14 protein-coding genes and 2 pseudogenes are annotated in these 16,500 nt (G+C 71.5%); 11 read left to right on the forward strand and 5 right to left on the reverse strand.

Annotated features, from left to right (window positions below):
• Positions 1 to 19 precede the first annotated feature (19 nt).
• The 4 genes from ICC28_RS06935 to ICC28_RS06950 all read left to right on the forward strand — a co-directional run bounded on the left by ICC28_RS06935 (position 20) and on the right by ICC28_RS06950 (position 4,432).
• Positions 20 to 859: a Tat pathway signal sequence domain protein gene (locus ICC28_RS06935; RefSeq protein ID WP_188287522.1), complete on the forward strand. Its 840-nt coding sequence runs from the start codon at positions 20 to 22 to the stop codon at positions 857 to 859.
• A 50-nt stretch (positions 860 to 909) separates the two neighbouring features.
• Positions 910 to 2,241, forward strand: a complete 1,332-nt coding sequence (locus tag ICC28_RS06940) for a copper amine oxidase (protein ID WP_188287523.1) — start codon at positions 910 to 912, stop codon at positions 2,239 to 2,241.
• A gap of 103 nt (positions 2,242 to 2,344) precedes the next feature.
• Positions 2,345 to 3,583, forward strand: a complete 1,239-nt coding sequence (locus tag ICC28_RS06945) for an SAV2148 family HEPN domain-containing protein (protein WP_188287524.1) — start codon at positions 2,345 to 2,347, stop codon at positions 3,581 to 3,583.
• A gap of 126 nt (positions 3,584 to 3,709) precedes the next feature.
• A complete protein-coding gene (locus ICC28_RS06950) occupies positions 3,710 to 4,432 on the forward strand; it encodes a 3'-5' exonuclease (RefSeq protein WP_188287525.1) in 723 nt (240 codons plus the stop codon).
• Positions 4,433 to 4,477: 45 nt separating this feature from the next.
• On the opposite strand, the gene ICC28_RS06955 is transcribed toward ICC28_RS06950, so the two are convergent.
• Together ICC28_RS06955 and ICC28_RS06960 are read right to left on the reverse strand one after the other, a co-directional pair.
• Positions 4,478 to 4,975 carry a YbaK/EbsC family protein gene (locus ICC28_RS06955; RefSeq protein ID WP_188287526.1) on the reverse strand — a complete coding sequence of 166 codons (498 nt, stop codon included), beginning with the start codon at positions 4,973 to 4,975 and terminating at the stop codon, positions 4,478 to 4,480.
• The gene (locus tag ICC28_RS06960) at positions 4,945 to 5,901 is read right to left on the reverse strand and encodes a DMT family transporter (protein ID WP_188287527.1); all 957 of its coding nucleotides are present in this window, start codon (positions 5,899 to 5,901) and stop codon (positions 4,945 to 4,947) included. The genes ICC28_RS06955 and ICC28_RS06960 overlap by 31 nt, the downstream gene beginning before the upstream one ends.
• 93 nt (positions 5,902 to 5,994) lie before the next feature.
• Here ICC28_RS06960 and ICC28_RS06965 point away from each other — a divergent pair, with 93 nt between their 5' ends.
• Complete coding sequence (locus ICC28_RS06965; protein WP_188287528.1) at positions 5,995 to 6,897, forward strand: LysR family transcriptional regulator; 903 nt, start codon at positions 5,995 to 5,997, stop codon at positions 6,895 to 6,897.
• Between the two features lie 112 nt (positions 6,898 to 7,009).
• On the opposite strand, the gene ICC28_RS06970 is transcribed toward ICC28_RS06965, so the two are convergent.
• The gene (locus ICC28_RS06970) at positions 7,010 to 7,873 is read right to left on the reverse strand and encodes a phosphotransferase enzyme family protein (RefSeq protein ID WP_188287529.1); all 864 of its coding nucleotides are present in this window, start codon (positions 7,871 to 7,873) and stop codon (positions 7,010 to 7,012) included.
• A 162-nt stretch (positions 7,874 to 8,035) separates the two neighbouring features.
• On the opposite strand from ICC28_RS06970, the gene ICC28_RS06975 reads away from it, so the two are divergent.
• The 5 genes and pseudogenes from ICC28_RS06975 (at position 8,036) to mgt (ending at position 12,618) form a co-directional block, all read left to right on the forward strand.
• A complete protein-coding gene (locus tag ICC28_RS06975) occupies positions 8,036 to 8,947 on the forward strand; it encodes a carbohydrate ABC transporter permease (protein WP_188287530.1) in 912 nt (303 codons plus the stop codon).
• Positions 8,944 to 9,777 carry a carbohydrate ABC transporter permease gene (locus tag ICC28_RS06980; RefSeq protein ID WP_188287531.1) on the forward strand — a complete coding sequence of 278 codons (834 nt, stop codon included), beginning with the start codon at positions 8,944 to 8,946 and terminating at the stop codon, positions 9,775 to 9,777. The genes ICC28_RS06975 and ICC28_RS06980 overlap by 4 nt, the downstream gene beginning before the upstream one ends.
• Positions 9,777 to 11,048, forward strand: coding sequence for an ABC transporter substrate-binding protein (locus tag ICC28_RS06985; protein WP_188287532.1), 1,272 nt, complete (start codon positions 9,777 to 9,779; stop codon positions 11,046 to 11,048). Before ICC28_RS06980 ends, ICC28_RS06985 begins: the two co-directional genes overlap by 1 nt.
• A gap of 94 nt (positions 11,049 to 11,142) precedes the next feature.
• A pseudogene (locus ICC28_RS41435) lies at positions 11,143 to 11,364 on the forward strand (rRNA adenine N-6-methyltransferase family protein); the annotation flags it as partial.
• A gap of 14 nt (positions 11,365 to 11,378) precedes the next feature.
• Positions 11,379 to 12,618, forward strand: a pseudogene (gene mgt / locus ICC28_RS06990) (macrolide-inactivating glycosyltransferase).
• 85 nt (positions 12,619 to 12,703) lie between these two features.
• On the opposite strand, the gene ICC28_RS06995 reads toward mgt, so the two are convergent.
• Positions 12,704 to 14,968, reverse strand: a complete 2,265-nt coding sequence (locus tag ICC28_RS06995; RefSeq protein ID WP_188287534.1) for an MMPL family transporter — start codon at positions 14,966 to 14,968, stop codon at positions 12,704 to 12,706.
• Positions 14,969 to 15,165: 197 nt separating this feature from the next.
• Between ICC28_RS06995 and ICC28_RS07000 the strand changes: the two genes are divergently transcribed.
• The gene (locus tag ICC28_RS07000) at positions 15,166 to 15,711 is read left to right on the forward strand and encodes a DUF1697 domain-containing protein (protein WP_188287535.1); all 546 of its coding nucleotides are present in this window, start codon (positions 15,166 to 15,168) and stop codon (positions 15,709 to 15,711) included.
• Between the two features lie 37 nt (positions 15,712 to 15,748).
• On the opposite strand, the gene ICC28_RS07005 is transcribed toward ICC28_RS07000, so the two are convergent.
• Positions 15,749 to 16,480, reverse strand: coding sequence for a sirohydrochlorin chelatase (locus ICC28_RS07005; protein ID WP_188287536.1), 732 nt, complete (start codon positions 16,478 to 16,480; stop codon positions 15,749 to 15,751).
• Between the last annotated feature and the right edge of the window lie 20 nt (positions 16,481 to 16,500).

The raw sequence follows: 16,500 nt of genomic DNA on the forward strand, positions 1-16,500 counted from the left end.
GGGGAGTAGGGGGAGAGACGTGCGCAAGACAGTGCGCCGCCATTTGGGCAAGCTGGTGGCGGGTACGGCCATAGCGCTGGCCGGGACGGCAGCGATGGTCGCGGTCACCCTGCCGGGCACGGCGGGCGCCGACGACACGGGGAACAGGAACACCGCTGCCCAGCAGAGCGCCGACGGGGAGACAGCGGAACCGGGACAGACGCCGGGCCAGGGCCAGGACCAGGCCCCCGAGCCGGGCGTCGTCCAGCAGGCGCCGGCCGAGGGCGACAAGGGCATCGGGAGCGACCCGCTCACCGACGACGAGCTGACCCGCGTGGAGCAGATCGCCCTGGACCGGCGGCTGGCCAGGTCCAGCGAGGACGTCGAGGGCGACCGCGGCCCGCAGCGCCTCGTCATCGACCTGGCCGAGCCCGAGGCCGACGAGCTCGACGATCCGTCCGCGCCCCGGCGCGCCGACGTGATGTTCTACGACTACAAGGACGACACGCTCGTCACCAAGACGGTGAACCTCGCCACCGGAAAGGTGGAGGAGACCGCCACCCAGCGCGGCGTCCAGCCGCCGCTCACCGGCAGCGAGAACACCGAGGCCGCGAGGATCCTGCTGGCCAGCCCGCTCAGCGCGGGCCTGAAGGCCGACTACAAGGACGCCACCGGCAAGGAGCTCACCTCACCGGACCAGCTGGAGCTCGACAGCATGGTCTTCCGGGCCGCTCCGGGCGCCCAGCCCGCCGCCCTCGACAAGTGCGGCGAGCACCGCTGCGCGCGGCTGTTCCCGAAGGCCCTCAACGGTCCGTGGATCGACATGCGGCACCTGGTGATCGACCTGAGCGCCCGCACGGTCGCCGAGCTCGACCGCTGATCACCTCTCCTTTTCCGACCTCACTCCTTACGCAAGGGAGTCATTTCTTCATGCGCGTCAACAGAGCGAGCCGTGCCCGTACGCGGACGGCCCTGGCCGCCCTCGCCGTGGCCGGACTGACGGCGGGCGCCGCCGCGGGCGCCGGACCGGCCGCCGCCCAGCCGCAGGCGGCCCCCGCAGCGGCCCCCGACTGCAGCGCGGCCTACCGCATCGAGCAGAAGCTCTCCAACGGCACGACCTGGCGCATGTGCTGGCGCCACGAGGCCATGGCGGGAATGATCCTGGAGCACATCACCTACCAGCCGCCCGGCGAGACCAAGCCGATCAAGGTGCTCAACAGCTCCAAGCTGGCCCAGATCCACGTCCCCTACGACGACGGCTCGGAGGAGTACGAGGACCTGACGACCTACTACTTCGGCGACGGTCTGGAGAACCTGGCGCCGGGCGAGTGCCCGGGCGGCACCATCAGGACCGTCAAGGTCCGGGCCCCGGAGTCCACCGAGACCCGTAAGGTCAAGGGCCTGTGCACCACGACACGCGCGCGCGGGCACGCGTACCGCATGCTCAACCAGCCGCTGGACAAGCCCGACAAGCTCTACCAGAAGCAGGGCAAGGACCTGCTCGTCTACGCCGTCAACAAGGTCAGCTGGTACGAGTACATCACCGAGTGGCGCTTCCAGGACGACGGCACCATCCACATGAACGTCGGTGCCACCGGCAGCCTCGCCCCGCAGGACTACAACGCGGCCGACGGCCGCGGCTGGCCGATCGGCAAGGGCTCAAGCGCCAAGGTCCTCAGCCACAGCCACAACGTGTTCTGGCGGCTCGGCTTCGGCCTGGACGGCTCCTCCAAGGGCCGTGTCGAGCAGTACGACTCGAAGACCAGCCCGCCCGCACAGGGCGGCCGCACGCCCACCACCAAGACCACCCGCACCAAGGTCACCAAGGAACTCGCGGGCGACGCCAAGAACATGCGCTGGTGGCGCGTGGTCAGCGCGACCGGCAAGAACAAGGACGGCCACCCGCGCTCCTACGAGCTCGTGCCCGGCCCCAACGCCAAGTACACCGGCCGCGGGTTCACCAAGCACGACGTGTACTTCACGCAGCACAACAAGTGCGAGCAGTACGCCAGCGGGAACCCGCTCAACTGCGGCGCGGGGCACGGCAAGTCGGTCGACAAGTGGGTCAACGGCGAAACCCTGAAGAACCCGGTGGTGTGGGTGAACGTGGGCTTCCACCACATAGCCCGGGACGAGGACCAGCAGCCGATGCCGGTCCACTGGCAGGGCCTGTCGATCGTCCCGCGTGACGTCACCGCTATGAATCCGCTCACTCCGCCCGCGCTCGCCGGGGCGAACGGGCTGCCGCAGTTCGGTAGTTGAGAAACGACCCTGTCCATCCGGCTGCACCGCCGACCGCTCCCGGAGTACCCTTCCTTGATCGTTGGGACGGGGAGTGCTCGGGGGAGCGGAAGGCGGTGCGCGGGTGGGCTCGGGAGGGCTGGAGCTTCCCCCTGGTGACGAGGGTCACGAGGGGAACTCCGCAGACGTCCCGCCCGGCACGGTGTCCCTGGCACGGCCGATGGACGCGGGGGCGATCGGACCGGAGCTGGACTGGGACGCGGACGCCTGGCACGAGGTGCGCACCCGCGCCCAGCGGGCCGGCCGGGCCTACATCTGGCTGAATCTCGTCGAACAGCGGCTGCGCGCGGTCGTGGCCGCCGTCCTGCGTCCCATCTACGAACCCGTCCACGGCGACGACTGGGTGGTCGCCGCGGCCGGGCCCGCCGGACAGGAGTGGGTCCAGCGCGCGGTCGCCGTACGCGAAGTCAGCCGCCGCAAGGGCTACTTGCTCGACCCGGCCGACGACAACGTCCTCAGCTTCCTCACCCTGCCGCAACTGCGCGAGCTGATGGTGCAGCACTGGCCGTGCTTCGAGCCCTACGTCGACGAGCGCCGCGACGTCGAACTCGCCCTGGACGAGCTGGAGGTGACCCGCAACGTCGTCTCCCGCAACCGGGCCCTGTCCGAGGCCGTCCTCGGCCAGGCCGAACGGGCCTCGGCGCGGCTGCTGGAGATCCTCGGCGCGGGCGGCGACGTACCGTCCGCGCGGCGGCTGCCCGTCGACGCGGTCGAGGACCTGGTCGGCGACCGGTACGGCGACGTGGTCGCGGTCCACTCCGACCGGGTGCGGCTGCTGCGGCAGTTCCCCGCCGAGGACATCTTCGGCGGCGCGCGTCGGCTCGACGCCATCGGCATCGGCCTCAACCTGCTCGTGCAGAACTTCTCCGGCCGCCGCCTGGTGCGGCTCGCCGAGTCCGGCTGCCGGGTGCGGCTGCTGTTCATGAACCCCGCCTCCAGCGCGGTCAAGCGGCGCGAGCGCGAACTGGGCCTCAAACGCGGGGAGCTGGCCCGCTCCGTCGAGATGAACATCCTGCACATGCGCCGGGTGCGCTCCCGGCTGCGCGACCCGGGCGCCTTCGAGATCCAGGTCTACGACGAGACCCCGCGCTTCACGGCGTACCTCGTCGACGGGGACGGCTCGGACGGCATCGCGGTCGTGCAGTCGTATCTGCGCCGCAGCCGTGGCATGGAGGCGCCGGTGCTGGTGCTGCGCGGCGGCAACCGGGTGGTCAAGTCGGACGAAGTGCATGAGGGTGGGCTCTTTCCGACATACCGTGAGGAGTTCGAGGTGGCCTGGGCGGATTCGCGCCCTGTGTCCTGACCTGCTCCGCAGCGCTGACCCGATCCGCTCGGCACGGGTAAGCGGAAGGCGGCCCTCTGATTGTCAGTGGCACATGGGAAGGTGGAGGCCACTGGGGGAAAGCACCACCAAGAAGGGGGACGGCCCATGGGCTGGCACCGTGAGCTGCTGATCGGTTTCGACCTGGAGACGACCGGCACCGATCCGCGCGAGGCGCGCATCGTCACCGGCGCCGTGATCGAGGTCAGGGGCGGACAGCCGCTCGGGCGCCGGGAGTGGCTGGCGGACCCGGGCGTCGAGATCCCGGCGGACGCGGTCGCGGTGCACGGCATCAGCAACGAGCGAGCGACGGCCGAGGGCCGCCCCGCCGACCAGGTCGCCGACGCCATCGCGGACGTCCTGACGGGGTACTGGAAGACGGGCGTTCCGGTCGTCGCCTACAACGCCGCCTTCGATCTCAGCCTGCTCTCGGCCGAGCTGCGCAGACACGCCCTGCCGTCACTGCGCGAGCGTCTGGGGGGCGTGGACCCCGCACCCGTCATCGACCCGTACACCATCGACCGCTGGGCCGACCGCTACCGCCGCGGCAAGCGCAACCTCGAAGCGGTGTGCACGGAGTACGGCGTTCCGCTCGACGCCGCCCACGACGCCTGCGCCGACGCCCTCGCCGCGGCCCGGCTGGCCGGTGCGATAGCCGAGCGCCACCCGAAAGTCGCGGCCCTGGGCCCGGCGGAGCTGCACCGCCGCCAGATCCAGTGGTACGCCGAGTGGGCGGCGGACTTCCAGAGCTTCCTGCGCCGCAAGGGCGACACCGAGGCAGTGGTGGACGGCACCTGGCCGCTGCGAGAACCGGCCGACGAGACGGTGTGACCACTGCGGGGCGGATGCCACGGATCACTGCGGGGCGGGGCCGGATCACTGCGGGGCGGGGCCCGCGATCCGTTCGACGCGGGGCTTGGCCAGGCGTGCGTAGTCGGCGCCCGACATCAGGAGCGACCGGTCCAGGCGGGCCGCGTTGAAGTACAGCTTCGGCTGGGCCACCACCTCGGGATCGGCGACCACTTCGAGTTCGGGGTCGAAGCTGAACGGCAGGACCGTGCCCGGCACCGAGCGGGCCAGCCGCTCGGCGGTCTCCGCGTCGCTGAAACCGGCGTAGCGCGCCGCGTACAGCGTCCGGACGGCGTCCAGGTCCACCCGCCGGTCCCCGGGGACGACCGCGAGGACATGGCGGGTGGTGCGCCGGTCCACCTTGACCCGGAGCACGAGGCACTTCGCGGCCTGCGCGGCGGGATGCCCGCGCAGCGCGCATACGGCCTCGGTGGCGCCCTCGGGTTCGTGGTCGAGGAGCTGGTAGTCGACGTGGGCGGCGTCGAGGAGGGCGATCAGGTGTTCGTAAGTGTCGTGGTGCGGCATGCGGGATCCTCTTCGGCGGGACGGGACTCAAGGGGGCGGGGCGCGCCGGCCGTGCGGTGGGCCCGTTCCACGGCCTGCCCCCAGTAGGTGCCGGTCAGCATCAGGGCGGCGCCCAGGCCGGTGAGCGCGGTGAGGTGCTCGCCGCCGAGGGCGATCCCCACCGCGACCGCCCACAGCGGCTCGGTGCCCAGCAGCAGGCTGGCCCGGCTGGCGGAGGTGCGCTGCACGGCCCAGGTCTGCGCCAGGAAGGCGAACACGCTGCAGAACAGGGCGAGATACACCAACTGGGCCCAGGTCGCGCCGTCGGCCCGGACCAGGGTCGGCAGGTCGGTCGCGGCGGCCGGCAGGAACAGGACCGTGCCGACGAGGGTCTGCACGGTCGTCAGGTGCAGCGGACGGATCGCCCGGCCGACGGTGAGCCGTCCGACGAGGACGACATGACCGGCCCGCACCACCGCGGCGCCGAGCATCAGCAGGTCGCCGAGGCGGGGGGCGTGGAAGCCGTTGCCGGACATCAGCAGTCCGACGGCCAGGACGCACACCCCGGTCGCGGCGTAGAAGGCGGCGGGCAGTCCGCCGCGGCGGCCGGCGCGGTCGAGCAGCGGGGTGAGCACGATGGTCAGGCTGATGATGAGCCCGGCGTTCGCCGCGGTGGTGTGGGCGACGCCGTACGTCTCCACGACCAGGACGGCGGCCTGGGTCAGACCGAGCGGCACACCGGCCCGCACCTCCTCGCGGGTCCACCGGCGCGGCCCCCGCCCGGAGGCGACGAGACCGAGACAGGCGAGCCCGGACAGGGCGTAGCGGGCGAACAGCACCAGCAGGACGGGCAGGGCGGCGGTGGCCGTCTGGGCGGAGAGGTAGCTGGATCCCCAGACGATCGCGACAAGGAGGAGTACCGCATCGGTACGTCGGACGTCGGACACCCCCTTACGGTGCACCGGCGCCGTCCCTGAAGCCCAGTACGTCTTTCTTAAACGATCATTTAGTACTCCTTCATCGACTCCTACACTGGGGAGGTGGACGAACGACAACTGCGCATCCTGCGCGAACTCGGCGAACTGGGCAGTGTCACCGCGGTCGCCGAGGCCCTGCTGGTGACCCCGTCGGCCATCTCCCAGCAACTGCGGCTGCTCCAGCGCTCGATCCCCGTGCCGCTCACCGAGCGCCAGGGCAGACGGCTGGTCCTCACCGACGCGGGGCAGGCGCTGGCCGGCGCGGCGGTCGAGGTGGAGACGGCGCTCGCGCGGGCCCGCGGCAGCGTCGAGGAGTTCGTGGGGCGCAACGACGGGCGGGTCTCGGTGGCGGCGTTCCACAGCGCGTGCGGGGTGTTCTTCCCGCTGCTCCTGCGCGCCCTCGCCGGCCCCGGCAACCCGGTGCTCGCGCTGGCCGACGAGGACGTGGTGCAGGACGACTTCCCGCGCCTGACCCGCGAGTACGACCTCGTCCTCGCCCACCGGCTGGCCCACGCCGTCCCCTGGCCCGACTCGGTGACCGCGACCACCCTGCTGCGCGAACCCCTCGACGTCGCCATGCCCGCCGACCACCCGCTCGCCGCCAAGCGCCGCGTCACCCCGAACGACGTCGCGGACGAGCCGTGGATCACCGTGCACGACGGCTTCCCCGTCCTGGCCACCATCGAGGCGATCTCCGCCGCGGCGGGCCGCCGACTCCATCTGGCCCACCGCATCAACGAGTTCGCGGTCGTGGCCGAGGCGGTCGCGGCGGGCGGCGGCCTGGCCCTGATGCCCCGTTTCACGGTGCGCCCGCACCCCGCCCTGGTTCTCAAGCCCTTGACCGGCGTCCAGGCCACCCGCCACGTGGACGCCCTCTACCGCCCCGAGCGCACGGCAAGAAAGGCGTTCCGCACGGTCCTCACGGAACTGAAACGGGCAGCACGAACAATCCAAGGTGAGGTGTAACCCCTAGGGGCGCGGGGCTGTGCTGAATTTGCGGCTACCGCCGCGCGGGCGCGACAAGCCCCAACAAACCCGCAGCCGCCCACGAAACAGGAACCCCCCACCCATTAGGCGCTCAGAACGAATACCACCGCACGCTTTCGTCCCCGTCCCGCAGCGAAGCGACCCGCCGCCGAAACTCCGCCAGCGCCTTCGGGTTGCTCGCCGCATGCTGCGCCACCCACGCACAACTGGCCGTCTCCCGCGCCCCCCGCAGCACCGAGCACCCCTCCCACTCCCGCACATCCCACCCGTACGCCGAGACGAACCCCTCATAGGCCGCCGCAGGCAACCCGTACCGGTCCCGGGACAGCGCCATGACCACGAGATCGTGCTCCCGCAGATCGAAGGAGAACGTCTCCAGATCGACCAGCACCGGCCCGTCGGGGCCGACGTACACGTTCCGCGGCAACGCGTCCCCATGAATCGGCCCCACCGGCAGCACCGGCGTCAGCCGGGCCGCCGCCCCCGCGAAACCGTCCCTGCGCTCCCGCAGATACGCCGCGTCCGCCGGATCGATCGCGTCCCCCGCCAGCCGCAGCCAGCGCTCCACCCCGCCCAGCAGTTCCCGCGCCGGCAGGGCGAACGGCGGCGCGGGCAGGGCGTGCACCACCCGCAGCAGTTCGGCCAAATCCCGCGGCTCGGCGGGCCGTACCGGATCGGGCAGCCGGTGCCACACCGTCACCGGATGTCCCTCGACCAGCAGCGCCTCGGCAGCAGCCGCCCGCACCGCGGGCACGCCCGCCTTCGCCAGCCACACCGCGATGTCCAGTTCGCGCCGCGCCCGCTCCAGCAGCTCCGCGTCCCGTCCGACCTTGACGACCAGGTCACCGGCGGCGAACACGGCGTTCTCGCCGAGCGCGAGCAGCGCCGCGTCCCGCGCCGAACCGGGCAGCACCCCCGCCGCGGCCAGTACCTCCCGCGCCCGGGTCTCGTCCATCGTCCGCCTCCATGTCGCCCTCGGTGAGTGGTCGTCCGTCGGCCAGTCTCGCATTCGCACAGGTCGGACCGGGTGCACGGTGGCTTGACGCCGGATGCGCCGGTCACGACCATGGCCAGGCCCCGTCCGAGATCGTCACGAGCCGCGCGAGGAGCCGATCACGTGACCTTGGTGACCGCGAGGAAGCGGTCGGCGTCAGGAGCGCCCCGTGCGGGCGGAGCCTGGTTCCTGGTGCTGCCCGCGCTGATCCCGATCCTGCTGCTCAGCGTCGGACCGCTGCTGTACGGGATCCTGCTCGCCTTCACCGACTCCCAGTCGGGACGCACCCGGTCCACCCAGTGGATCGGCGGTCTCAACTTCCGGGACCTGCTGCACGACACGCTGTTCTGGGAGTCGTTCCGGATCGGGCTGGTCTGGGCCGTCGGGGTGACCGTGCCTCAGTTCCTGCTCGCGCTGGGCCTCGCCCTGCTGCTCAACCAGGACCTCCGGCTGCGCTGGGCGGCCCGCGCCCTCGCGATCATCCCCTGGGCCATGCCCGAGGTCGTCGTCGGCGTGATGTGGCGGCTCGTCTACAACCCGGACGCGGGCATCCTCAACGAGACCCTCCGCGACCTGGGCCTCGGCGACGGCCGCGACTGGCTCAGCGGCCTCGCGACCGCCCTGCCCGCGGTGATCGTCGTGGGCGTCTGGGCGGGGATGCCGACCACGACCGTCGCCCTCCTGGCCGGCCTGCAGAACACCCCGCGCGAACTCCACGAGGCCGCCGCCATGGACGGCGCGGGCGCCTGGCGCCGCTTCCGGACGGTCACCTGGCCCGCCCTGCGCCCGGTCGCCCTCGCGATCACGGCACTCAATTTCATCTGGAACTTCAACTCGTTCGCCCTGGTCTACGTCCTGACCGGCGGCGGACCCGGCGGCCGCACCCGCCTGCCGATGCTCTTCGCCTACGAAGAGGCCTTCCGCTACGGGCAGTTCGGCTACGCGGCGGCGATGGGATGCGTGATGGTGGCCCTGGTCTCCGTCCTGCTGGCGCTGTTCCTGGCCGGACGGCTGCGCGGAGGTGACGAGACATGAGGACCGGCACCGCGGGCCGCATCGGCCAGTACGCCGCCCTGCTGGCCTATCTCGTGTTCCTCGCCTTCCCCTTCCTCTGGCTGATCTCCACCGCCTTCAAACCGCCCCGCGAACTCGGCAGCCTGCACCCCACCTGGATCCCCGAGAACCCCACCCTGGACAACTTCCGTCAGGCCTTCGACGAACAGCCGCTGCTGGAGGCGGCGTCGAACTCCCTGATCGCCGCGGCCTCGGCGGCCCTGATCGCGGTGGTGATCGCGACCCCGATGGCCTACGTCATGGCCCGGCACCGCACCCGGCTCGCCCGCGCCGCCACCGGCTGGGTGGTCGTCAGCCAGGCCTTCCCACTCGTCCTGGTGATCATCCCGCTGTTCCTGGTGCTGAAGGAACTGCGGCTGGTCAACTCCCTGTTCGGGCTGATCCTGGTGTACGTCGTATGGGCGCTGCCGTTCGCGCTGTGGATGCTCGCCGGATACGTCCGGGCCGTGCCGGCCGAACTGGAGGAGGCGGCCGCCGTCGACGGGGCCGGGCGGTTGCGCACCCTCGTCTCGGTGACCGCGCCGCTGCTCGCGCCGGGGATCGCGGCGACCGCGATGTTCGCCTTCGTCACCGCCTGGAACGAGTTCTTCTTCGCGCTGGTCCTGCTGAAGTCCCCCGAGAAACAGACCCTGCCGGTGATCCTCACCCACTTCATCGGCGCCGAGGGCGTCGCCGACCTGGGCCCCCTGGCGGCAGCCGCCTTCCTCGCGACGCTGCCCTCCCTGGTCGTCTTCGCCGTCGTCCAACGAAGGATCACGGGCGGCATGCTCGCCGGGGCGGTGAAGAACTGATGCGCGCGCGATGGATCCTCGTCCTGCTCCTGCTGCTGGCCGGCTGCAGCAGCGGCCCCGCCGAGAACGACGGCCGGATCACCCTCCGCTTCCAGTCCCTGGCCTGGCAGCAGGAGTCCGTCCAGGTCAACAAGGAGCTGGTGAAGGAGTGGAACGCCACCCATCCCGACATCAAGGTCGAGTACGTGCAGGGGAGTTGGGACAGCGTCCACGACCAGCTGCTCACCTCCTTCGAGGGCGGTGAGGCACCCGACATCATCCACGACGCCTCCGACGACCTCGCGGACTTCGCCTACGGCGGCTATCTCGCCGACCTGACCGACCTGCTGCCCGCCCGCCTGAAGTCGGACATCCCGCAGCGTAGTTGGGAGACGGCGACCTTCGGCGACGGCATCTACGGGGTGCCCTTCCTCCAGGAACCGCGGGTGATCGTCGCCAACGCCACCTGGCTGAAGGAGTCCGGTGTACGGATTCCGACCCCCGAACGGCCGTGGAGCTGGCCGGAGTTCCGACGGATCACCAAGGAGCTGAGCGGAGTGGGGAAGTACGGCGTGGCCTGGCCCTTGAAGGACCCCGTCTCCGCCACCCTCAACCTGTCGCTGTCGACGGGCGGACAGCTGTTCCACCGGGGCGCGGACGGCAAGGTGACCGTACGCTTCGAGGCCGGTGACGAGGTGATGCCGCGTACCGTGCACGACCAGGTCACCAGCGACCGCAGCGCCTCGCCCACCACCCTGGGCAGCGGCGGCTCGGACACCCTGCCCGGCTTCTTCGGCGGCAAGTACGCGATGGTCCCGCTCGGCTTCTCCTACCGCCAGCAGATCGTGCAGCAGGCGCCGGAGGGCTTCGACTGGCAGGTGCTGCCCGCCCCGGCGGGCGCGGACGGGCTCACCCAGGGCGTCAGCCCGCAGACGCTGTCCATCGCCGAGGACAGCCCGCACCGCCGGGAAGCGGCCCGCTTCCTCGACTTCCTGCTGCGCCCCGAGAACATGGTCCGCCTCGCCCTCGGCGACTGGATGCTCCCCACCGGCACCGAGGCACTCAGGGACCCGGCCCTGCGCACCCCCGAGCACGACTGGGCGACCGGCACCGCCCTCGCCCCCCACCTGCGCTCCGCACCCGCCCAGTCCGTGCGTGGCTATCCGGAGTGGAAGGACAAGGTCGCCACCCCCGCCTTCCAGGAGTACTACAGCGGAGCCATCGGCCTCGGCGAGCTGCGCGAACGGCTGGAGGACGACGGCAACCTGGTGCTCGCCCGCTACCAGCGCTGAGGCAATTCGGTTGTCCACGGCCTTGGAAGCCCTGACCGGCCCGGGGAGCCACGCCCGCTGACATCGGCGCGGGCGCACCAGAACCTCCCTACCCCTCCCGACCGTTCGCAGCCGGCCGCGGTACGAGTGGCGGCTGGTCGGACGCGTCGACCGGACGCGGTTCCGGCCCGCGCCCCGCGTCGACGCCGGGGTCCTGCGCATCGAGCGCCGCCCCACCCCGCTGCTCGACCCCGCCGGGCTCGTCGGCTGGCGGCACCTGGTCGAACCGGGCCTCTCGGGGTCGGTGGCCGCGGCTGCACGAGGTGCTCGCGAACAGGGAGGCATTATGAGTTGCACGAGACGTATCGTCTCGTTTAGGGTCCTCGGCATGACCACTCCCGCACACATCGCCATGTTCTCCATCGCCGCCCACGGGCACGTGAACCCCAGCCTCGAGGTGATCCGCGAGCTCGTGGCGCGCGGGCACCGGGTCACCTACGCCATCCCGCCCGCGTTCGCCGACAAGGTCGCCGAGACCGGCGCCGAGCCCAGGCTCTGGAACTCCACCCTGCCCGGCCCCGACGCCGACCCCGAGGCCTGGGGCAGCACCCTGCTGGACAACGTCGAGCCGTTCCTGGCCGACGCCATCCAGGCGCTGCCGCAGCTGATCGAGGCGTACGAAGGCGACGAGCCGGACCTCGTCCTGCACGACATCACCTCGTACCCGGCCCGCGTGCTCGCCCACCGCTGGGGCGTACCCGCGGTCTCCCTCTCGCCGAACCTCGTCGCCTGGGACGGCTACGAGGAGGAGGTCGCCGCGCCGATGTGGGAGGAGCCGAAGAAGACCGAGCGCGGGCAGGCCTACTACGCCCGCTTCCACGCCTGGCTGGAGGAGAACGGGATCACCCGGCACCCCGACGCCTTCGTGGGCCGCCCGGCCCGGTCCCTCGTCCTCATCCCCAAGGTGCTGCAGCCCCACGCCGACAGGGTGGACGGGACGGTCCACACCTTCGTCGGCGCCTGCCAGGGCGACCGCACCGCCGAGGGCGACTGGCAGCGGCCCGCCGACGCCGAGAAGGTGGTGCTCGTCTCCCTCGGCTCGTCCTTCACCAAGCAGCCCGGCTTCTACCGCGAGTGCGTCAAGGCCTTCGCCGACCTGCCCGGCTGGCACCTGGTGCTCCAGATCGGCCGGCACGTCGACCCCGCCGAGCTGGGGGACGTACCCGACAACGTCGAAGTACGCTCCTGGGTACCGCAGTTGGCGATCCTGAAGCAGGCCGACCTGTTCGTCACCCACGCCGGCGCCGGCGGCAGCCAGGAGGGGCTGACCACGGCCACCCCGATGATCGCCGTACCGCAGGCCGTGGACCAGTTCGGCAACGCGGACATGCTCCAGGCGATCGGCGTCGCCCGCAGGCTCGACACCGAGGAGGCCACCGCCGAGGCCCTGCGCGCAGCGGCCCTCGCCCTGGTGGCGGACCCCGAGGTCGCCCGGAAGCTGAAGGAGATCCAGGCGGAGACGGCCGAGGAGGGCGGCACCCGACGCGCCGCCGACCTCATCGAGGCCGAACTGCCCGCGCGTCGGGCATGACGAGAGGCAAGTCGGTACCCGCGCGTCGGGCATGACGAAGGGCCCGTCGGTACCCCCGTCCCGACGGGCCCTGCTCAGTGCGGAGCTACACCCCCACGGGCTCCGCCTCGTCCTTCCTCTCGTGCGCCACGACCTCCGGCGCCTCGTCGTGCGTCATGTCCGGCAGCCAGCGCAGGGACTTCGGCAGGTACCAGTTGCGCTCGCCCAGCAGCGCCATGACCGCCGGGAGCAGCACGCCCCGGATGATCGTCGCGTCGATGAGCACCGCCGCCGCCAGGCCGACGCCCATCTGCTTCATGGACTGCATGGACAGCGTGCCGAAGATCGCGAACACGGCGACCATGATGACCGCGGCGCTGGTGACGACACCGGCCGTGGTGACCACCCCGTGCTGGATCGCGTCCTTCGTGTCACGGCCCTTCAGCCGTGCCTCGCGGATCCGCGAGACCACGAACACGTGGTAGTCCATCGACAGGCCGAACAGGATCACGAACAGGAACAGCGGCAGCCAGGTGACGATGGCGCCGACGCCCTCCGCGCCCACCAGGGACGCGCCCCAGCCGTGCTGGAAGACCGCGACGAGGATGCCGTAGGCCGCCCCCACCGAGAGCAGGTTCAGCACGATCGAGGTGACCGCGATCGTCAGCGAGCGGAACGACAGCAGCATCAGCAGGAAGGCGAAGACGACGACGAAGGCGAAGACCGGGGCGACCGCGCCGGTCAGCTGCTCGTTGAAGTCGTGGCTGCCGGCGACCTGCCCGGTGACCGGCGCCTCGACCCCGTCCACCTTGCCGAGCGTGGCCGGACGCACCTCGTCGCGCAGCTTCACCAGGCTCGCGCCCGCCTTGTCGAGGTCGGATCCGCCGACCAGCGGGACGTACACGAAGGCCAGGTTCTGCTCGTCGTGCACCTTGATCTCGACCGGGCCGCGCGAGGCACCCGAGGCGACGGCCTCCTTCTTGAAGTCGGCGAGCGCGCCCTGCACCTTGGGCGAGTTGATGTCCTCGGCCTTGACGACCACCTCGGCCGGCTCGGAGCCGCCGGGGAAGGCGTCGTTGACCCGGTTGTACGTCTGCACGATCGGCAGCGAGTCGCCGAACTCCTGGTCCAGCGTGAGGTTCTGGGTCTTCATCCCCAGCGCGGGTGCGGCGACGGCGAGCAGCACACCGGCCGCCACGACCACCGACATCACGGGCCGCTTCAGCACACCGCCGAGCACGGCCGTCCAGAACCGGCTCTCCGGGTTGACGCCGCCGCGGCGCTTGCGGCGCAGCTTGCTCTCCGGGTGCAGGAAGGGGATACGGCCCTTCTCCACCCGGTGCCCCAGCAGCGACAGCAGCGCGGGAAGGACCGTCACCGAGCCCACCATGGCCACGGCGACGACCATCAGCGAGGCCAGACCCATCGCCTCGAAGTCGGCGATACCGGTGAACAGCATGCCCGCCATCGCCACGCACACCGTGACACCGGAGACGACGATCGCGCGGCCACTGGTGGCGGCGGCGATCCGCAGCGCCGTCTGCGGGTCGCGCCCGGCGGCCCGCTCCTCGCGCTCCCGGCGCAGATAGAACAGGCAGTAGTCGACGCCGACGGCCAGACCGACCAGCAGCATCACCGAGTTGGCGACATCGCCCATCGGCATCACATGGCTGACGATGCCCATCAGACCCATCGTCGCCATGATCGCGGTGATCGCCAGGAGCACCGGCAGCAGCGCCGCGACGAGCGCGCCGAAGGCGATGAGCAGAATGCCGAGGGCCACGGGCACGGCCGAGTACTCGGCCTTCTGGAAGTCGTCCCCGAACGCGTCGTCGAACGTCTTCATCATGCTGGCGCTGCCGATCTGCTCGATCGTCAGCGACGGGTTGTCCTTCTGGACCTTCGCCACGGCGTCCAGCACCGGCTCGACCCGCTCGCCCGCGGTCTCCGCCTCGCCGCGCATGTCGAACTGCACCAGCGCGCTGCGGCCGTCCTCGGACACGGTGTCCGCGTCGTACGGCGAGGTCACGTCCGAGACCTCGCCGGTGGCCCGCACGGCGTCCATGACCGCGGTGACCGCGGCACGGAACTCGGTGTCGGTGGCCTTGAGACCGCCGTCCTTCGCCTGGACCAGGACGGTCTCACCGGCCGGCTCGTCGATGCCGGCGTCATCGATGATCTGCGCGGCGGCCTTCGTCTCCCCCTTCAGCGCCTGGCTCTCGTCCACGTCGACCCGGCCGGCCGCCGAACCGAGCCCCATCGCCAGGACGACGAACAGCACCCAGATCCCGACGGCAGCCCATCGGTGCCGGGCGCTCCAGCCGCCGGCCCGTGCGGCCAGCCCCCGCACCCGTATGTCTCCGTTCCCCATGACGGGCTTGCCCCCTCGTGCACGGTGACGGCCCCCTGCCCTCACCTTTCGTTTCGAAGGTATGGGCCGGATAAAGCCATCTCGTCGTGCTGCCCGGTGAAGTGGGACCGGCGGGAATCATCCCCCTGGATACCGGCTCCTCCCCACTGGGGAGGAGGAGGCCCCTTACATCTACCCGGGTCGCATATCGTGGCCGGATGACGACGACGTATGCGGCGCTGCTGCGTGGGATCAACGTGGGCGGCGCCAAGAAGGTTCCGATGGCCGAGCTGCGCGCCGTCCTGGAAGGCCTCGGCCACGACGCCGTACGGACCCATCTCCAGAGTGGCCAGGCCGTGTTCACCGCCGGCCACGGCGACGAGGAGTCGCTCGCGGCCGAGCTCACCGCGGCCGTCGAGAAGCACTTCGGTTTCACGGTCGACGTCATCGTGCGCGACCACGCCTACCTCGCGTCGATCGTCGCGGACTGCCCCTTCCCGGCCGCCGAGCTGGAGGGCAAGCAGCTCCACGTCACCTACTTCTCCGCACCCGTCGACGCCGAGCGCTTCGCCGAGATCGACCAAGCCGCCTACCTGCCCGAGGAGTTCCGGCTCGGCGACCGCGCCCTGTACCTGTACGCCCCGAACGGGCTGGGCCGCTCCAAGCTCGCCGAACACCTCTCCAAGCCGCGCCTGAACAAGGGCGTCATCGCCACCACCCGCAACTGGAACACGGTCGTCAAGCTCGTGGAGATGACCGCGTGACCGTCTGCGGACGGCCCGTCGGCGGAGCGGACCGGCGTCAGGCGCCCACCGCCGCCAACACCGGCACACGCGCCGCGTCGTAGCGCTCCAGGAGCAGCCGCGCCACCTCCGGCGCCGGGCCGAGCACATCGGCGAGTACGTCCGCCTCGGCGGCGCCCCGCGCGATGCGGTCCGGCAGGAAGCCGGGGGCGAGGACGTAGGGGGCGACGGCGACCCGCTCGCAGCCGAGGGCCCGCAGCTCGCGCACGGCGTCCTCGGTGCGGGGGAGGGATGCGGAGGCGAACGCAGGCCGCACGGCGCACCAACCGGTGTGCCGCCACTCCCGCGCGATTTCTGCGATCACTGCGATCGCCTCCGGGTCGGTGGACCCCGCCGAGGCCAGCACGACCCCGGTCGAGGACTTGTCGGCGGGCGTCAACCCCGCCTCGTACAGCCGCCGTTCCAGCGCCGACAGCAGCAGCGGCGACGGGCCGAGCACCTCCGTCTGCCGGATCCGCAGCTGCGGCGGCGCCTCGCGCAGCACCGCCGGGATGTCCGCCTTGGCGTGGAAGGCCCGGGTGAGCAGCAGGGGCAGCGCGACGACGTCGCGGACACCCTCCGCCGCCAGGGACTCCAACACGCCCTGCACGGACGGGATGTTGAAGTCCAGGAAGCCGGTTTCCACGCGCAGCCCGGGCCGCAGCGACCGTACGTGCCGCACCAGGGCGTGCACGGTCGCGGCGTGCCGCGGGTCGCGGCTTCCGTGGGCGATGACGAGCAGAACCGGCATGACCTACCTCAGCAGCTCCT

It is taken from the genome of Streptomyces sp. TRM68416 (assembly GCF_014596915.1).
Classification (GTDB): Bacteria; Actinomycetota; Actinomycetes; order Streptomycetales; family Streptomycetaceae; genus Streptomyces.

Bases quoted from the DNA above. Each gene is read 5' to 3' on its own strand.
- ICC28_RS06940 (WP_188287523.1), top strand. From the start codon at position 910: ATGCGCGTCAACAGAGCGAGCCGTGCCCGTACGCGGACGGCCCTGGCC.
- ICC28_RS06995 (WP_188287534.1), bottom strand. From the start codon at position 14,968: ATGGGGAACGGAGACATACGGGTGCGGGGGCTGGCCGCACGGGCCGGC.
- ICC28_RS06980 (WP_188287531.1), top strand. From the start codon at position 8,944: ATGAGGACCGGCACCGCGGGCCGCATCGGCCAGTACGCCGCCCTGCTG.
- ICC28_RS06955 (WP_188287526.1), bottom strand. From the start codon at position 4,975: ATGCCGCACCACGACACTTACGAACACCTGATCGCCCTCCTCGACGCC.
- ICC28_RS06950 (WP_188287525.1), top strand. From the start codon at position 3,710: ATGGGCTGGCACCGTGAGCTGCTGATCGGTTTCGACCTGGAGACGACC.
- ICC28_RS06985 (WP_188287532.1), top strand. From the start codon at position 9,777: ATGCGCGCGCGATGGATCCTCGTCCTGCTCCTGCTGCTGGCCGGCTGC.
- ICC28_RS07000 (WP_188287535.1), top strand. From the start codon at position 15,166: ATGACGACGACGTATGCGGCGCTGCTGCGTGGGATCAACGTGGGCGGC.
- ICC28_RS06970 (WP_188287529.1), bottom strand. From the start codon at position 7,873: ATGGACGAGACCCGGGCGCGGGAGGTACTGGCCGCGGCGGGGGTGCTG.
- ICC28_RS07005 (WP_188287536.1), bottom strand. From the start codon at position 16,480: ATGCCGGTTCTGCTCGTCATCGCCCACGGAAGCCGCGACCCGCGGCAC.